A 15,423-nucleotide genomic window follows, 5' to 3' on the forward strand; every position below is an offset into this window, starting at 1 on the left:
CGTCCGGGGCAGTGCTACTTCACTTGCTGTTTGCCGAGCTTGCGCGCCAGCGTGCGCCGATGCATCCCCAACCTCCTGGCCGTCTCGGAGATGTTGAACCCGGTCTCGGCCAGTGTCTCGTGGATGCGTTCCCACTCCAGCGTCTTGATCGAGCTCGACCGGTTCGTCAGCTCGACCTCGGTGGTGCCGGCGGCGCGGCCGAACGCGGCCTCGATGTCGTCGGTGTTCGAGGGCTTGGCCAGGTAGTGGCAGGCGCCGAGCTTGATCGCCTCGACCGCGGTGCCGATGCTCGCGAATCCGGTCAGCACGACGATCAGCATCTTCGGGTCGTGCGCATGCAGCGCCTGCACGCAGGCCAGGCCGGACGCCTCGCCGTTGAGCTTCAGGTCGACGATCGCGAAGCCCGGCGATTCGGTCTGCAGCACGGTGGTCACGTCGGCCAGGCTGGCGGCCAGCGTGACGCGGTAGTCGCGCCGCTCGAACGAGCGGCCGAGCGTGCGCGCGAACGAGGCGTCGTCCTCGACGATCAGCAGGCGGCGTTCAGCGTTGTCCATCGGTGGCGGTCACTTCCTCGTCGTCTTCGGGATCATCCTCGGCGGCCTCGTCGGCGGCCTGCGGCTCCAGCACGATTGCCGACAGCGGCAGCGTGATCTTGACCATCGCGCCCCCCTCGGGCCGGTTCGCCGCCTCGACCGTGCCGCCGATCGTGCGCGCGACGTTGACCACCAGGAACAACCCGAGCCCGCTGCCCGGCCGTCCCTTGGTCGAGCGGTAGGGCTGGCCCAGCGTTTCCAGCAGCCCCGGTGCGAAGCCCTTGCCGGCATCGGTCACGGTCAGGCTCAGCGCGTCGCCGGCGCGCTCCACGTCGAGCCGCAGCCACTGCGGCGACGCCTCCAGCGCGTTGTCGAGCACGTTGCAGATCATCTGCTGGATGGCCGAGTCGGACACCATCGGCAGGTCGTCGCCGAAGCGGTTCTCGTACGCGAAGGCCTTGACCGGCCGGGTGCGACGCCAGTCGTGCACCAGCTCGTCGAGGAAGGTCGCGAGCGTCGTCGCCTCGGACGATTCGCCGCGCGCCTCGCCGGCCGTCAGCAGGATGCCGCTGACGATCGCCTTGCAGCGCTCCAGCTGGGTCTGCATCTCGACCACCTCCTCGAGCAGCTCGGGGTCGGAGCTGAAGTGCGGCAGCCGGCGCCAGTCGCCGAGGATCACCGCCAGCGTCGCGAGTGGCGTGCCCAGCTCGTGCGCGGCGCCCGACGCCAGCAGGCCCATGCGGACGATGTGCTCCTCTTCGGCGGCGCGCTGGCGCAGGTCGGCCAGCCGTGCATCGCGGGCGCGCAGGTTGCGCTGGATGCGGGTGATGAAGGTGACCAGCAGCGCGGCGTTCAACGCGAAGCACAGCAGCAGCCCCAGCACGAACGGGCTCGACAGGCCGCTGCCGTGGTCGAGCGGGATATCGAGCGGCCGGTAGTACAGCCCGAGCCCGGCGAAGCACAGGCTGGTGACGACCACCAGCACCCAGGTGAAGCGCGGCTTCAGCAGCACCGCGCCGAGGATCACCTGCAGCAGGTACAGGAAGGCGAACGGGTTGGTCGCGCCGCCGCTCAGGTACAGCTGCGAGGTCAGCATGCCGACGTCGACCAGCAGCGCGACCAGCAGCTCGACATGCAGCACCGGCCGGCGGTTGCGCAGCCGCAGCACGCTGACCAGGTTGAACGCCACCAGGCAGTACAGCACCGCGAGCATGTGCTCCAGCGGCAGCCGGATGCCGAAGCCGAAATGAACGACCGCGATGGTGACGATCTGCCCGACCACCGCGATCCAGCGCAGCTGGATCAGCTGCTGCATGTTTTTCAATCCGGCGTCGGCGACGCCCACGGTGCCGGCCCAGGTGGTGGGCGGACCGATGGTCGTGTGCTGGAGCGGGAGGGTGTCAGCCGTGGGGGGCATCGTGGGGGACGGCAGAGGCGGAGGCCGGGAAGGGCGGATTCTCGCCCGACCAGCGGCCCCCCGGCCGCAGCATCCACGCCGCCCCTGCGACCATCGCGGCGAGGCCGAACCAGGTGAGGGCGTAGACGAGGTGGTTGTTGTGGAAGCTGACCACGGTCAGGCCGCCGATGGGCCAGGCGCCCTGGCGTGCCGTGGCGTCGGCATCGGCGTCGACGAAATAGGGCACTGCCGTCGTCAGCCCGCGCGCGGCGGCGATGGCCTGCACGTCGCGCGAGAACCAGCGACCGGCAGCCGGATCGTTGTGGCGCAGGAAGCCGCCGCCCGGCTCGGTCAGGCGCAGCAGGCCGGTGACGGTGACCTCGCCGTCCGGGCGCGAGGCCAGCGCTTTCGATTCGGTGGTGACGAACCCGCGGTTGACCAGCACGCTGCGGCCATCGGCCTGCTGCAGCGGCGTCACGAGCCACCAGCCGGGCCCCTGCTCGGTGACGGCCTGCACCAGGGTCTCGTGCGCATGCAGGAAGCGGCCCTGCAGCACGACGTGGCGGTACTCGTCGGCCGCCGCGCTGACCGGCCCGGCAGGCGCGTCGACCGGCGCCGCGCGAACCCGTTGCTCGACCCGCTCGATCAGGTCCAGCTTCCAGGACAACCGCTGCACCTGCCAGGTGCCGAGCGCGGCGAAGCCTGCGAACAGCAGGGCGGCCGCTGCGATCAGCGCTGCCCTGCGCGGCCTCACGGCCGGACCCGCATGTCGTGCATCGTCGGCATCATGTTGCTGTTCATGTGGAACATCACCCAGAGCGATCCGCTCAGCGTGATCACCACCAGCACCAGCGTGAAGATCAGCGCCAGCATGGTCCAACCGCCTTCCGAGCGGGCGTTCATGTGCAGGAAGTACACCATGTGCACGACGATCTGCACCGCCGCGAAGCCGAGGATCACCAGCGCCGTGGTGCTGGAATTGTTGAAGGCCTTGCCCATCACCAGCCAGAACGGGATCGCGGTCAGGATCACCGACAGGATGAAGCCGGTGGCGTAGCCCTTCAGCGTGCTCGGCGGGTGGCCGCCATCGTGGTCGTGACCGTGGTCGTCGTGCCCGTGGCCGTGGTCCCGCCCGTGGGCGAGGCTGTCGATTTCTTGTGCGCTCACGGCAGCACTCCCATGAGATAGACGAACGTGAAGACGCCGATCCAGACGACGTCCAGGAAGTGCCAGAACATCGACAGGCACATCATGCGGCGGCGGTTCGGCGCGGTCAGCCCGTGCTTGCCGAGCTGGAACATCAGCGTGACCAGCCAGACGATGCCGAAGGTGACGTGCAGCCCGTGCGTGCCGACCAGCGTGAAGAACGACGACAGGAAGGCGCTGCGCTGCGGGCCGGCGCCTTCGTGGATCAGGTGCGCGAACTCGTACAGCTCCAGGCTCAGGAAGCCGAGGCCGAACAGGCCGGTGACGCCCAGCCACACCAGCGTGGCGCGCAGGTGCTTGCGCTGCATTTCGAGCACCGCGAAGCCGTAGGTGATCGACGACAGCAGCAGCAGCGAGGTGTTCACCGCGACCAGCGGCAGGTCGAACAGGTCGGCGCCCGACGGGCCGGCCGCGTAGCTGCGGCCCAGCACGCCGTACACCGCGAACAGGCACGCGAAGACCAGGCAGTCGCTCATCAGGTAGAGCCAGAACCCGAGCAGGGTGCCGTTCTCCGGATGGTGTTCTTCGCGCAGGTAGTAGCGCGGCGCGTCAGCGCCGGCCGAGGGGTTCAGGGTCAGGTCAGACATGGGCGGCCAGCAGCTGGGTGCGTGCGTTCTCGGTGCGGACGACTTCGTCGGCGCCGATGTGGAAGTCACGCTTGTAGTTGAAGGTGTGGACGATGATCGCGGCCATCATCGCGACGAAGCCGAGGACGGCCGGCAGCCACATCTGCCAGATCATCGCGAAGCCGACCGCCGCCGCGAGGCCGGCGATGATGAAGCCGGCACCGGTGTTCTTCGGCATGTGGATCGGGATGAAGCCGTCGGTCGGGCGGTCGAACTTGTTGGCCTTCATGTCGTACCAGGCGTCGTTGTCGTGCACCACCGGCGTGAACGCGAAGTTGTAGGCCGGCGGGGGCGACGCGGTCGACCATTCGAGCGTGCGGCCGTCCCAGGGGTCGCCGGTCACGTCGCGCAGCTGCTCGCGGCGCATGAAGCTCACCACCAGCTGGATCAGGAAGCTGCCGATGCCCAGCGCGATCAGGAACGCACCGAACGCGGCGATCACGAACCAGATCTGCAGCGACGGGTCCTCGAAGTGGCTCAGCCGGCGGGTCACGCCCATCAGGCCCAGCACGTACAGCGGCATGAACGCGAAGAAGAAGCCGATCTGCCAGAACCAGAACGAGCACTTGCCCCAGAACGGATCGAGCTTGTAGCCGAAGGCCTTCGGGAACCAGTAGGTGATGCCGGCCATCAGGCCGAACAGCACGCCGCCGATGATCACGTTGTGGAAGTGCGCGATCAGGAACAGGCTGTTGTGCAGCACGAAGTCGGCCGGCGGCACCGCCAGCAGCACGCCGGTCATGCCGCCGATCACGAAGGTGATCATGAAGCCGACCGTCCACAGCATCGGCACCTCGAAGCGGATGCGGCCGCGGTACATCGTGAAGAGCCAGTTGAAGATCTTCGCGCCGGTCGGGATCGAGATGATCATCGTCGTGATGCCGAAGAACGAGTTGACGCTCGCCCCCGAGCCCATCGTGAAGAAGTGGTGCAGCCACACCAGGTACGACAGGATGGTGATCACGACCGTGGCGTACACCATCGACGCGTAGCCGAACAGCCGCTTGCCGCTGAAGGTGGACACCACTTCCGAGAAGATGCCGAAGGCCGGCAGCACCAGGATGTAGACCTCGGGGTGGCCCCAGATCCAGATCAGGTTCACGTACATCATCGCGTTGCCGCCGAGGTCGTTCGTGAAGAAGTTGGTGCCGGCGTAGCGGTCGAGCGAGAGCAGCACCAGCACGGCCGTCAGCACCGGGAAGGCGGCGACGATCAGGATGTTGGTGCACAGCGAGGTCCACGTGAAGACCGGCATCTTCATCATCGACATGCCGGGCGCGCGCATCTTGACGATGGTGGCGATCAGGTTCACGCCCGACAGCAGCGTGCCGACCCCCGCGATCTGCAGCGACCAGATGTAGTAGTCGACCCCCACGTCGGGGCTGTACGCGATGCCCGACAGCGGCGGGTAGGCCAGCCAGCCGGTGCGCGCGAATTCGCCGACGAACAGCGAGGCCATCACCAGGCCGGCGCCGAAGGTGGTCATCCAGAAGCTGAAGTTGTTCAGGAACGGGAAGGCCACGTCGCGCGCACCGATCTGCAGCGGCACGACGAAGTTCATCAGCCCGGTGACCAGCGGCATCGCGACGAAGAAGATCATGATCACGCCGTGGGCGGTGAAGATCTGGTCGTAGTGGTGCGGCGGCAGGTAGCCGAGGTTCTCGCCGAACGACACGGCCTGCTGGGCCCGCATCATCACCGCGTCGGCGAAGCCGCGCAGCAGCATCACGAGACCCAGGATCACGTACATGATCCCGATCTTCTTGTGGTCGATGCTGGTGAACCACTCGCGCCAGAGGTAGCCCCACAGGCGGTAGCGGGTCAGCAGCGCCACCATGCCGAGGCCGCCGAGGCAGACCGCGGCGAAGGTGACGAGCAGGATGGGTTCATGGAGCGGGATCGCGTTCCATGACAGGCGGCCGAAGACGAGCTTCGTCAAATCGAGGTGATCGAGCATCGGTGCGACTCAGTTCTGGAGGCTTGTGTTCTGCGCGGTGCGCAGCACGGGCTGCGTGCCGGTGGGGTCGGCGACGGTGCACAGCGCCGCGGCCACGTAGTACGTGCGCGGCGTGGCGCCATTGGCGTCGGAGGTGTGGCCGTCCTTCTCCTTGACGCCGTCGATGCCCTGGCGGCCGAGGCCGCCGCCGGCGTCGATCGCCATCATTTCCGACATGCACATCTTCGAGCTGTCGACGCAACGGTTCAGGATGGCGTCGTACAGGCCCGGCGCGAAGCTCGCGTAGCGGCGCACCGGTTCGCGCTCGCTCGGCTTCTCGAGCTGCAGGTAGTCGGCGCGGGTCAGTTCCTTCGCATCGGCCTTGGCCGCCTGCACCCACTTGTCGAAACCGGCGTTGTCCAGCCCGTGGAAGCGAAAGTGCATGCCCGAGAAACCGGCGCCGCTGTAGTTGGACGAGAAGCCTTCATAGTCGCCCGGCTTGTTGATCACCGCGTGCAGCTGGGTCTGCATGCCCGGCATCGCGTAGATCATGCCGGCCAGCTCGGGGATGTAGAACGCGTTCATCACCGACGACGCGGTGATCTTGAACTGGATCGGCCGGTCGACCGGCGCGGCCAGTTCGTTGACGACCGCGATGCCTTGTTCCGGGTAGATGAAGAGCCACTTCCAGTCGAGCGCGACCACCTCGACGACCAGCGGCTTCACGTCGGCGGTGACCGGGCGGGCGGCGTCGATGCGGCTCAGCGGGCGGTACGGGTCGAGCGTGTGGGTGCTGATCCAGGTGATGGCACCGAGCGCGATGATGATCAGCAGCGGCGCCGCCCAGATCACCAGCTCGAGCTGGGTGGAGTGGTCCCAGTCGGGTTCGTAGCGGGCGTCGCGGTTGGAAGCGCGGTAGCGCCATGCGAAGGTCAGCGTCAGCGCGATCACCGGGATGATGATCAGCAGCATCAGCCAGGTGCTGACGACGATCAGCTTGCCCTGCTGGGCGGCGATGTCGCCCGACGGGTTCAGCAGCACGGTGTTGCAGCCGGCCAGCAGCCCGGTGAGGAGCAGCGCGGGGGCCAGCAGGAGCGGTCGGCTCAGGGGCTTGTGGTGGGGTGGCATGCCAGGTCTGTGTAGGAGGGGCGCGCAAAATGCTTCCAACCGGCGCCCGATGGGCAGAGAATCTACGTTCAACGGCGCGCTTCGGGGATTGGACGTTTTGTCCTATCGCCTGCGCCGCCGGGGCGTGGGAACCTCCAGGCTGCCCCCGACATTGTTCAAGACAGCGGACCGAAGCTTCATGACGACCTCCTCCCTGGACCCCAAACATCCGCATCCGACGACCGAAGACATCGGCCGCGACACCCGCCGCCTGCATGCCGCCCACGACGCGAAGGTCGCGCCCGGCGAGATCGCCATCGGCGTGATCATCGGCCGGTCGTCGGAGTATTTTGACTTCTTCGTGTTCGGGATCGCGGCAGTGCTCGTGTTCCCGGCAGTGTTTTTCCCGTTCGAAAAAGGCCTCGAAGGCACGCTGTGGGCCTTCACGATCTTCTCGTTCGCGTTCATCGCGCGCCCGATCGGCAGCATCATCTTCATGGCGATCCAGAAGCGCTACGGGCGCGAGGCCAAGCTGACGATCGCGCTGTTCCTGCTCGGTTCATCCACCGCCGGCATGGCTTTCGTGCCGGGGTTCCAGAGCATCGGCTTCACGTCGATCGTGCTGCTGTCGATCTTCCGCGTCGGCCAGGGGCTGGCGCTGGGCGGCGCCTGGGACGGCCTGCCGTCGCTGCTGGCGCTGAACGCGCCGAGCAACCGCCGCGGCTGGTACGCGATGCTCGGCCAGCTGGGCGCGCCGATCGGCTTCACGCTCGCGAGCGGGCTGTTCGCGTTCCTGTACGCGAGCCTGAGCTCCGAAGACTTCCTGTCGTGGGGCTGGCGCTACCCGTTCTACGTGGCCTTCGCGATCAACGTGGTCGCGCTGTTCGCCCGGCTGCGCCTGGTGGCCACCAACGAGTACGCGAAGCTGCTCGACGCGCACGAACTCGAGCCCACCAGCGTCGGCGAACTGGCCCGCACGCAGGGCTCGACGGTCGTGATCGGTGCGTTCGCGGCGCTCGCGAGCTATGCGCTGTTCCACATCGTCACGGTGTTCCCGCTGTCGTGGATCAAGCTGTATTCCACGCAATCGATCAGCGAGTTCCTCGCGGTGCAGATGGTCGGCGCCGGCATTGCCGCGCTGGGCATCATCGCGTCGGGCCGCATCGCCGACACCTTCGGGCGCCGCACCACGCTGGGCACGCTGGCCGCGGCGATCGGGGTGTTCAGCGGCTTCGCGCCGACGCTGCTGGGCGGCGGGCCGCTCGGGCAGGACGTCTTCATCCTGGTCGGCTTCGCGCTGCTCGGCTTGTCGTACGGCCAGGCGTCCGGCGCGGTGACGTCCAACTTCGAGACGCAGCACCGCTACACCGGCGCCGCGCTCACCTCCGACCTGGCCTGGCTGATCGGCGCGGCCTTCGCGCCGCTGGTGGCGCTGGGGCTGTCGGCCCACTTCGGGCTGGCGTACGTCAGCGTCTACCTGCTGTCGGGTTCGGCGGCCACGCTGATCGCGCTGAGCGTGAACAAGGCGATGGAGATCAAGGACTCGGCCGCGCACTCTTCGTGAGCGGCCGGCTGTCGCGACGGCCCGGCTACTGACCGGCCGCCGCGGCGCGCTGCTTCGCGAGCGCCGCCAGCGTCCCGCGCATCCGCTCGCCGACCGCGATCTGCGGGTTCGAGTAGCCGTCGGTCTTGCCGGCTTCCTTCTCGCGCTGCTCGATCAGCTTGCGCGCCGCGGCATGCGCCTGCTCGAACGACCAGGTCGTGCGCATGCCTTCGTCGTACATCGCGCGGCCGAAGAAGGTCAGCGGCGAACGGCGGCCGCAGCCGTACGAGGTGTGGTCGGCATCGGCCGCGGTCATCACCAGCGTGTCGGCGTCCGAGAGCGGCGCGATCCAGCTGCCCGAGTAGCAGGCCGACACCGAGATCACGCGGTGGCGGATGCCGGCGGCGTCGAGCCAGCCCTTCAGCATCGCCGGTGTGACCGAATCGACCTCCAGCGGCCAGAACGACGACGCGAGCTGCCCGTCGCGCGCGCCGTGCGACGTGAGGTGCAGGAACAGCACGTCTTCGTCGCGGTCCATCAGCGCAGCCATGCGAGCGATGGCACGCTGCAGGTTGACCGGCGTGGCCCACGCGAACGAGGCGGGGTCGTCATGGTGGCTGACCAGCTGCAGCGCGCGGCCGGCGCCGTCGAAGCGGGTCGTCATCACGTCGGCCACCATCGCGCTCTCGCGGCGGAACACCTCTTCTTCGGCGTTCGGCGCGAAGGTCAGCGTGTAGACGTCGATCGTGCCCTTGCGCTGCGGCGCAAGCGCCTGCAACCGGGTCTGCAGCAGCCGTGATTGCTGCTCGACGAGTTCCTGCGTCAGCTTGAAGCGCGGCGCCGCATCGTCCTCGCCTTCGGCCGTCTCGGCGCGTGCGGGGTACCAGTAGGCCCCGCGGTTCAGCCACTGGTTGCTCACCAGCGCGGCGGCGACCATCAGCAAGGCGCCCAGCCGCGGCGCGAGCCGCGTGCCGGCACGCCACAGCAGCGTCGCCTGCATCAGGAGCACCCAGCCGAACGCGAGCCACCAGCTGCCCCAGGCCAGCCAGGCCATTTCGGTGCTGTTGCCGGCCCCGCCGCCATACGCGCCGCCGCGGGCCATCGGCACGAACAGCAGCGCCAGCATCAGCATCGTCGGCAGGCCCTGCGCGCACAGCATCGCGAACAGCGCCGGCGAGTCTGGCGAGCTGGTCTCGCCGACATCGATGCGGCGCGGCCCGCGCATCAGCAGCCAGCAGGCCAGGATCAGCAGCACGGTGCCCGCCCAGCGCGACGACAGCAGCGTGGGCCAGTAGAACGACGCCGCACCGACAACGACGAGCCGCTCCAGCAGCACCGCGAGCGCGAAGGGCACCAGAAACAGGCAGGCGACAATCGCCGGCGTGGCCTGCAGGCCGGTCCAGTCGGCGCGCATCAGCAGCGCGGTGCGGAAGCCCTGCAGCCACCAGGCGCCGAGCGCGCCGCGCGGCAGTTGCCGGGGCAGCGGGTCGGATGAAGGCGTCAGGGCGGCTGGTGCCGCGCCAGGCGCTGCGGGGAGCGGGTCGTGGGGGTCGAGCGGGGTGGTCGTGTCGTTGTCGGTCATTGATGGTGTTCTCCCAGGCGGGCGAATCTACCAAACGGATCACGAGGGACCTGCACCCGCCAACTGGCAGCACTGGACCACCCGCTGGTCCATACCGACATCGAATGGAACCTGATGCGTCTGTGCGGCGCATCGCGTCGTTTGTGCGCCTTCCACAACTCTTTGTCGAAGCATTCCGATACTTCAGCCGCGTGACGGCGAGAGACGCGTCCGCCCATGCTGTGGTTCGTGCTGCGCGGCCGGCCTGGCTGCCGCCGGGGCACAAGGCAAGCGGGCCGGTGGTGCTGTTCCAGGCGAGTGAGGCGCTGAAGCGTCAGGCAGGTTCCGCAGGGGGGACAATGCGGGCCCTTCTCGCTGTGTCCCCTCCCATGCCTGCCATCGCCCCCGCTGCCAACGTCGTGATCATCGGAGGGGGGCCGGCCGGCCTGATGGCGGCCGAGCGCCTCGCCGCCGGCGGCGTGCAGGTCGACCTGTACGACGCGATGCCGTCGGTCGGCCGCAAGTTCCTGCTGGCCGGCAAGGGCGGGCTGAACCTGACGCACAGCGAGCCGCTGCCGGCCTTCGTCGAGCGCTATGGCGCGCAGCGCGAGCAGGTGGCGCGCTGGCTCGACGCCTTCGGCCCGCAGCAGTTGCGCGAATGGGTGGGCGCGCTCGGCATCGACACCTTCGTCGGCAGCTCCGGCCGCGTGTTCCCGACCGACATGAAGGCCGCGCCGCTGTTGCGGGCGTGGCTGCAGCGCCTGCGCGCGGCCGGCGTGCGCTTCCACATGCGGCAGCGCTGGCTGGGCTGGGGCGATGACGGGGCGCTGCGCTTCTCGTCGGCCGACGGCGAGCACCGCGTGCGTGCCGACGCGGTGCTGCTGGCGCTGGGCGGCGCCAGCTGGTCGCGGCTCGGCTCCGACGGCGCCTGGGTGCCGTGGCTCGCGCAGCGCGCGGTCGATGTCGCGCCGCTGCGGCCGTCGAACTGCGGCTTCGACGTGGCGCCGGCGTGGAGCGAGTATTTCCGCAGCCGCTTCGCCGGCGAGCCGCTGAAGTCGGTCGCGATCGCGCTCGACGACGGCTGGCGGCAGGCGGGCGAGTTCGTCGTCACGCAGACCGGCGTCGAAGGCAGCCTGGTGTATGCCGCGTCGGCGCGGTTGCGCGACGGCATCGAGGCGCACGGGCAGGCGAGCTTCGCGCTCGACCTGCTGCCGGCCCGCACGCTGGAATGGGTGGCCGCCGAGCTCGCGCACCCGCGCGGGCCGCGCTCGCTGTCGACGCACCTGAAGTCGCGCCTCGGGCTGCACGGCGTCAAGGCCAGCCTGCTGCACGAGCTGGTGCCGAAGGCCGACCTGGCCGACCCGCAGCGCCTGGCCGCGCACATCAAGGGGCTGCGCATCGCCGTGGGCGCCACGCGGCCGATCGACGAGGCGATCAGCAGCGCCGGCGGCGTGTCCGCCGCGGCGCTGGATGGCGCGCTGATGCTGCGGGCCGTGCCGGGCGTGTTCGTCGCCGGCGAGATGCTCGACTGGGAAGCGCCGACCGGTGGCTACCTGCTGACGGCCACGATGGCGAGCGCGCGCGTGGCGGCGCAGGGCGCGCTCGACTGGCTGGCGAGCGCGCGCCCGGCCACGACCGGCGCCTGACCCGGCGCCTGACAACGGCGGATCAGCGAAGCGCGGCCGGCGTGCCGGCGGCGCCCGCCAGGCGCGCCTGCGCCTCCCAGCGCCGCGCCGCGTCCAGCATCGCCGCGAAGGCCTCGCCATCTTCCAGCAGCGCCCGCTTGGTCGTCGCGTCCAGCGGGTTCTCGATGCCGGTCTCGTCGCGCGGCATGCGGTCCTCGCGCACCGCCTTCAGCAGCCGCTCGATCTCGCCGGCGGCATGCGCCGGCGTCTGCAGCAGCACCAGGCGCTTGCTCTTGTCCGGGTTGCTCGGCACGTGGCACGAATCGCACTCGCCCTGGCGCAGGCGCAGCGCGAGTTGCTTGTAGGCGCCTTCGAGCCGGCCCAGCCACGGGTTGTCGCGGCGGTACAGGCCGTCGAAGAGCGTCGCCTTCGGCTGCGTCTGCCCTTGCGCATCGGTCCACATCCACTGCCCGCCGAAGCCCGCCGGTGCGGGCACCTTGCCGACCGCGGCGATCGGCGGTTGCGCGCCGTGCACCGTGAACTGGGCCACCTTCACGCGTCCGCGCATCGGCTCCCACCACAGCAGCACCTCGTTCGCGCCCTGGTACATCGCCCACTTCTCGGCGTCGTGCCAGAACGGGTACGGGAACTGCCCCGGCGCGAGCCGGTTGCGGAACGCAGTCGCGAAGCGCAGCTGGAACAGCCCTTCGGAAGCGACATAGCGCACGCTGTGCTGCCCGTCGAACATGAACAGCGGCAGGTAGAGCCCCGTCAGCACGTCGGGCGCGAACTGCGTCAGCGAGCTGGCCTGCAGCGACAGCGCCGGGTCGCGCTGGCGGCCCCACAGCACGATTGCGTCCAGCGCATCGCGCAGTGCCCCATCGCCGAACAGCCCGCGCTTGCACTGCTCGAAAGCCGGCTGGTCGCCGGGGCCGGCCACCGGGCAATGGCGCGCCAGCGCGGCGGCGATGTCGGCGGCCGTGGCGCGCGCCTCGGCCCACTGCTGCGGGCTCGGCTCGCTGCCGGCTCCCCACGCCGGCATGCCGGCGAACAACAATGCGAGCCAGGCCAGCCCGCGCGTCCAGGATGCAGCCATGAGGTCCTCCCTCGGTGTTCAGCCGACGATGCGGCCGTAGCGGTCGATCACCACCGTTTCCACGTACTGCGAGCCGTGCGGGTTGTCGGGCGCGTAGGCGACGCGGTAGCCGCCCAGGTCGGTGCGCAGCGTCGCCAGCGCGTCGCGCATCCGGCCGCGCGTCGCGCCGCCGCCCTTGACCGCGGTGCGCGCTGCCTCGACCGCGACGCGGCCCGCGATGTAGCCCTCCAGCGTCGTGACGCCGAGCGTGGCCGTGCCGCCGAGGGCGGCCAGGTCGCTCTTGCACTGGCCGACCACGCCGACGCCCAGCGCCGACGGCCGCGGCACCACCAGGCTCATCACCACGCTGCGCCGCGTCGCGACCACGCCGTCGATCAGGTCCTGCCCGGCAAACGACGACGAGAAGTGCATGCCCGGGTAGGCGCCGGTGTGCATGTGCTCGATGATGGACAGCACCGGTGCCGCATTGGTGGTGAACATCACGCAATCGAGCTTCAGGTCGAGCAGCTGCTGCGCCACCGGCAGCAGCGAGCCGGCGTTGCGGTCGATCGGCACGACGGCGACGGGTTGCACGCCGAGCCGGCTCAGCGCGTCCTCCATCGCCAGCAGGTTGGCCTTCGAGGTGTCCTTCAGGTGCACGTAGCCGACGCGCTTGAAACCGAACTCCTTCGCGTAGCCCACCATGCGGCGGTACTCCACGTCGTAGCCGGCACGCACGTGCACCGCACCGGACGACGCCGCGCTGCGGATGCCCATGTTGCCGCTGGCGGTGCCGATCAGCGCGATCTGGTTCTTCTCGACCTGCGGCATGCAGGCCTCGGCCGCCGCGCCGCTGGTCAGGCCGACCAGGGCCGCGGCGCCATCGCCGATCAGCTGCTGCACGTTGGCGATGCAGCGGTCCTTGTTGCCGCCGTCGTCGTACACCTGCAGCTCGAAGCGCGGTCCCTTGGGATCGGCCCGGTTGGCGGCGGCGAACGCGGCGAGGATGCCGTCGCGCACGTCGGCGCCATAGCGTGCCTGGGCGCCGGTCAGCGAGGCGCTCTGGCCGAGCGTGACGATGGTGTTGGAGGCGAATGCGGGGCGCGGGAAGCCCGCGCAGGCGGCAGCGCCGCCCATCAGAAGGTCGCGGCGTTTCATGCGCTGCCCCTTCAGCCGACGAGACGGCCGTAGCGGTCGATCGCGATCAGGTCGACATAGCGCGAGCCGTGCGGGGTGCCGGCGAACTCGACCTTGTAGCCGCCCAGGTCGCTGCGCAGCCCGGCCAGCGAATCCTTCATGCGGGCGCGGTTCAGCGTGCCGGCCTTCGCGGCCGCCAGCGCCGCCTCGACCGCGATGCGTCCGCTGATGTAGCCCTCGAGCGTCGTGATGCCCAGCCGCGCGCCGTTGTTCAGCAGTGCCAGGTCGCGCTGGCATTGCGCGACCACGTTGACGCCCATCTGCGTCGGGCGCGGCACCACCATGCTCATCACGCAGCTCTGCTTGCGCGAGGTCAGCGTGTCGATCAGGTCCTGGCCGGCGAACGACGACGCATAGAACAGCCCGGCGTACTTGCCGCGCACCAGGTGGTCGATGATCTTGCCGACCGGCCCGGCGTTGGCGGTGAACAGCACGCAGTCGAGGCGGGCGGCCAGCAGCTCGTTGGCGATGCCATCGAACGAGGTGGCGTTGCGGTCGATGCCGATCGACACCTTGGGCTGGATCGACAGCGCCGACAGCGCGGCGTTCATCGCCTCCATGTTGGCCTTCGAGGTGTCGTTCAGGTAGACGACCCCGATGCGCTGCATGCCGAAGTCCTTCACGTAGCCGACCATGCGCTTGTATTCGGCGTCGTAGCCGGCGCGCACGTGGAAGGCGCCGCTGATGTTGCTGCCGCGGATGCCCATGTTGCCGCTGGCGGTGCCGAGCATCGCGATCTGCGCATCCTCGATCACCGGCACGCAGGCTTCGGCGCCGGCGCCGCTGGTCAGGCCGATCAGCGCGGTCGAGCCGCTCTCGACCAGCTGCATCACGTTCTTCATGCAGCGGCTGCGCACGCCGCCGTCGTCGAGCGTCTGCAGGTCGAAGTGAAGCCCGGTGGCGGCTTCGGTGGTGTTCGCCGCGGCAAAGGCAGCGGCGATGCCGTTCTGCACGTCGCGGCCGTAGCTGGCCTGGCCACCGGTCAGCGAGGCCGACTGGCCGAAGCTGATGGTGCGGGCGCCGGCGGCGCGCGACGGCGCCAGCGGCAGGAGGCTCACGCCGGCAGCCCCGGAGGCGGCCAGCAACAGGTTTCTGCGCTTCATGTTCATCTCTCCCTGAGACCACGTCATGGCGACGTGATCGGATTTCGACGAAGTGAAGCGAAGGCTGAAGCGGGCGTTGCCGGGCCTTACGACGGTAGCACTTGGTTTCGCGCCGTTAGGTGAAAGCGAGCTTGAAAGTTCGCAAAGACCTGACGTGAACGCGTTCGCTCAGCAGTTCAACCGCCGGTGGCGATCGGCGCCTTCGAGTCGCGATTCGGTTCGGCGCGCTTCGGGTTGCGCTCGGCGGTGCGGGTCTCGGCGGATGCCGGCGCGTCGTGGCGCATCGTGCCGGCGAACTCGCCGCCCATCGGCAGCGTGCCCTGGGCGCGGGCGTCGATCAGTTCGGCACGCACTTGTGCGCGGGTCTTCGGCGCGGCGGTGTCCTGGGCCATCACGGCAACACTGCCGACGGCGAGCAGCAGGGTGGCGAGAACGGGGAGGGCGTGGCGGGTGGCAATGCGGTTCATGGTTCACTCCATCGGGTGGGTTCGACGGCGACCTGTCGTCGATGGAGC

The 15,423-nt window shown here is 69.4% G+C and carries 14 protein-coding genes; 2 read left to right on the plus strand and 12 right to left on the minus strand.

Annotated elements, in window-relative coordinates; genetic code table 11:
* Positions 1 to 14: 14 nt before the first annotated feature.
* From ASC98_RS17810 to cyoA, 7 genes are read right to left on the minus strand one after another with little or no spacing between them, the layout of a single operon-like run.
* Positions 15 to 554, minus strand: coding sequence for a response regulator transcription factor (locus tag ASC98_RS17810; protein WP_056811031.1), 540 nt, complete (start codon positions 552 to 554; stop codon positions 15 to 17).
* The gene (locus ASC98_RS17815; protein ID WP_056811029.1) at positions 541 to 1,950 is read right to left on the minus strand and encodes an ATP-binding protein; all 1,410 of its coding nucleotides are present in this window, start codon (positions 1,948 to 1,950) and stop codon (positions 541 to 543) included. The genes ASC98_RS17810 and ASC98_RS17815 overlap by 14 nt, the downstream gene beginning before the upstream one ends.
* On the minus strand, positions 1,934 to 2,683 hold the full coding sequence (locus ASC98_RS17820) for an SURF1 family protein (RefSeq protein WP_157597725.1): 750 nt from the start codon (positions 2,681 to 2,683) through the stop codon (positions 1,934 to 1,936). The genes ASC98_RS17815 and ASC98_RS17820 overlap by 17 nt, the downstream gene beginning before the upstream one ends.
* Positions 2,680 to 3,096, minus strand: coding sequence for a cytochrome o ubiquinol oxidase subunit IV (gene cyoD, locus ASC98_RS17825; RefSeq protein WP_056811026.1), 417 nt, complete (start codon positions 3,094 to 3,096; stop codon positions 2,680 to 2,682). The genes ASC98_RS17820 and cyoD overlap by 4 nt, the downstream gene beginning before the upstream one ends.
* Positions 3,093 to 3,722: a cytochrome o ubiquinol oxidase subunit III gene (cyoC, locus tag ASC98_RS17830; protein WP_056811022.1), complete on the minus strand. Its 630-nt coding sequence runs from the start codon at positions 3,720 to 3,722 to the stop codon at positions 3,093 to 3,095. The genes cyoD and cyoC overlap by 4 nt, the downstream gene beginning before the upstream one ends.
* The gene (gene cyoB, locus ASC98_RS17835; protein ID WP_056811019.1) at positions 3,715 to 5,718 is read right to left on the minus strand and encodes a cytochrome o ubiquinol oxidase subunit I; all 2,004 of its coding nucleotides are present in this window, start codon (positions 5,716 to 5,718) and stop codon (positions 3,715 to 3,717) included. Before cyoB ends, cyoC begins: the two co-directional genes overlap by 8 nt.
* Positions 5,719 to 5,727: 9 nt before the next feature.
* Positions 5,728 to 6,825 carry a ubiquinol oxidase subunit II gene (cyoA, locus tag ASC98_RS17840; protein ID WP_082541653.1) on the minus strand — a complete coding sequence of 366 codons (1,098 nt, stop codon included), beginning with the start codon at positions 6,823 to 6,825 and terminating at the stop codon, positions 5,728 to 5,730.
* Positions 6,826 to 7,003: 178 nt separating this feature from the next.
* Between cyoA and ASC98_RS17845 the strand changes: the two genes are divergently transcribed.
* Positions 7,004 to 8,368, plus strand: a complete 1,365-nt coding sequence (locus tag ASC98_RS17845) for an MFS transporter (RefSeq protein ID WP_056811016.1) — start codon at positions 7,004 to 7,006, stop codon at positions 8,366 to 8,368.
* A 25-nt stretch (positions 8,369 to 8,393) separates the two neighbouring features.
* On the opposite strand, the gene ASC98_RS17850 is transcribed toward ASC98_RS17845, so the two are convergent.
* Entirely contained in the window at positions 8,394 to 9,929 is a 1,536-nt protein-coding gene (locus tag ASC98_RS17850; protein ID WP_056811012.1) for a C13 family peptidase, read from the minus strand.
* A gap of 368 nt (positions 9,930 to 10,297) precedes the next feature.
* Between ASC98_RS17850 and ASC98_RS17855 the strand changes: the two genes are divergently transcribed.
* Positions 10,298 to 11,554 (plus strand): TIGR03862 family flavoprotein, encoded by a 1,257-nt coding sequence (locus ASC98_RS17855; RefSeq protein WP_056811009.1) that lies wholly within the window; start codon positions 10,298 to 10,300, stop codon positions 11,552 to 11,554.
* Between the two features lie 22 nt (positions 11,555 to 11,576).
* On the opposite strand, the gene ASC98_RS17860 is transcribed toward ASC98_RS17855, so the two are convergent.
* The 4 genes from ASC98_RS17860 to ASC98_RS17875 all read right to left on the minus strand — a co-directional run bounded on the left by ASC98_RS17860 (position 11,577) and on the right by ASC98_RS17875 (position 15,375).
* Positions 11,577 to 12,629, minus strand: a complete 1,053-nt coding sequence (locus tag ASC98_RS17860; protein WP_056811006.1) for a hypothetical protein — start codon at positions 12,627 to 12,629, stop codon at positions 11,577 to 11,579.
* An 18-nt stretch (positions 12,630 to 12,647) separates the two neighbouring features.
* On the minus strand, positions 12,648 to 13,766 hold the full coding sequence (locus ASC98_RS17865) for an ABC transporter substrate-binding protein (RefSeq protein WP_082541654.1): 1,119 nt from the start codon (positions 13,764 to 13,766) through the stop codon (positions 12,648 to 12,650).
* Positions 13,767 to 13,777: 11 nt separating this feature from the next.
* Complete coding sequence (locus ASC98_RS17870; protein ID WP_162249233.1) at positions 13,778 to 14,908, minus strand: ABC transporter substrate-binding protein; 1,131 nt, start codon at positions 14,906 to 14,908, stop codon at positions 13,778 to 13,780.
* Positions 14,909 to 15,084: 176 nt separating this feature from the next.
* Entirely contained in the window at positions 15,085 to 15,375 is a 291-nt protein-coding gene (locus tag ASC98_RS17875; RefSeq protein WP_056810997.1) for a DUF4148 domain-containing protein, read from the minus strand.
* Positions 15,376 to 15,423: the final 48 nt, after the last annotated feature.

Source organism: Rhizobacter sp. Root1238 (assembly GCF_001425825.1).
Classification (GTDB): domain Bacteria; phylum Pseudomonadota; class Gammaproteobacteria; order Burkholderiales; family Burkholderiaceae_C; genus Rhizobacter.

Excerpts from the sequence above, each read along its gene's own strand:
- cyoA (WP_082541653.1), bottom strand. The coding sequence starts at position 6,825 with ATGCCACCCCACCACAAGCCCCTGAGCCGACCGCTCCTGCTGGCCCCC.
- ASC98_RS17875 (WP_056810997.1), bottom strand. The coding sequence starts at position 15,375 with ATGAACCGCATTGCCACCCGCCACGCCCTCCCCGTTCTCGCCACCCTG.
- cyoB (WP_056811019.1), bottom strand. The coding sequence starts at position 5,718 with ATGCTCGATCACCTCGATTTGACGAAGCTCGTCTTCGGCCGCCTGTCA.
- ASC98_RS17845 (WP_056811016.1), top strand. The coding sequence starts at position 7,004 with ATGACGACCTCCTCCCTGGACCCCAAACATCCGCATCCGACGACCGAA.
- ASC98_RS17870 (WP_162249233.1), bottom strand. The coding sequence starts at position 14,908 with ATGAAGCGCAGAAACCTGTTGCTGGCCGCCTCCGGGGCTGCCGGCGTG.
- ASC98_RS17850 (WP_056811012.1), bottom strand. The coding sequence starts at position 9,929 with ATGACCGACAACGACACGACCACCCCGCTCGACCCCCACGACCCGCTC.
- ASC98_RS17810 (WP_056811031.1), bottom strand. The coding sequence starts at position 554 with ATGGACAACGCTGAACGCCGCCTGCTGATCGTCGAGGACGACGCCTCG.
- ASC98_RS17860 (WP_056811006.1), bottom strand. The coding sequence starts at position 12,629 with ATGGCTGCATCCTGGACGCGCGGGCTGGCCTGGCTCGCATTGTTGTTC.
- cyoC (WP_056811022.1), bottom strand. The coding sequence starts at position 3,722 with ATGTCTGACCTGACCCTGAACCCCTCGGCCGGCGCTGACGCGCCGCGC.
- ASC98_RS17855 (WP_056811009.1), top strand. The coding sequence starts at position 10,298 with ATGCCTGCCATCGCCCCCGCTGCCAACGTCGTGATCATCGGAGGGGGG.
- ASC98_RS17865 (WP_082541654.1), bottom strand. The coding sequence starts at position 13,766 with ATGAAACGCCGCGACCTTCTGATGGGCGGCGCTGCCGCCTGCGCGGGC.
- ASC98_RS17815 (WP_056811029.1), bottom strand. The coding sequence starts at position 1,950 with ATGCCCCCCACGGCTGACACCCTCCCGCTCCAGCACACGACCATCGGT.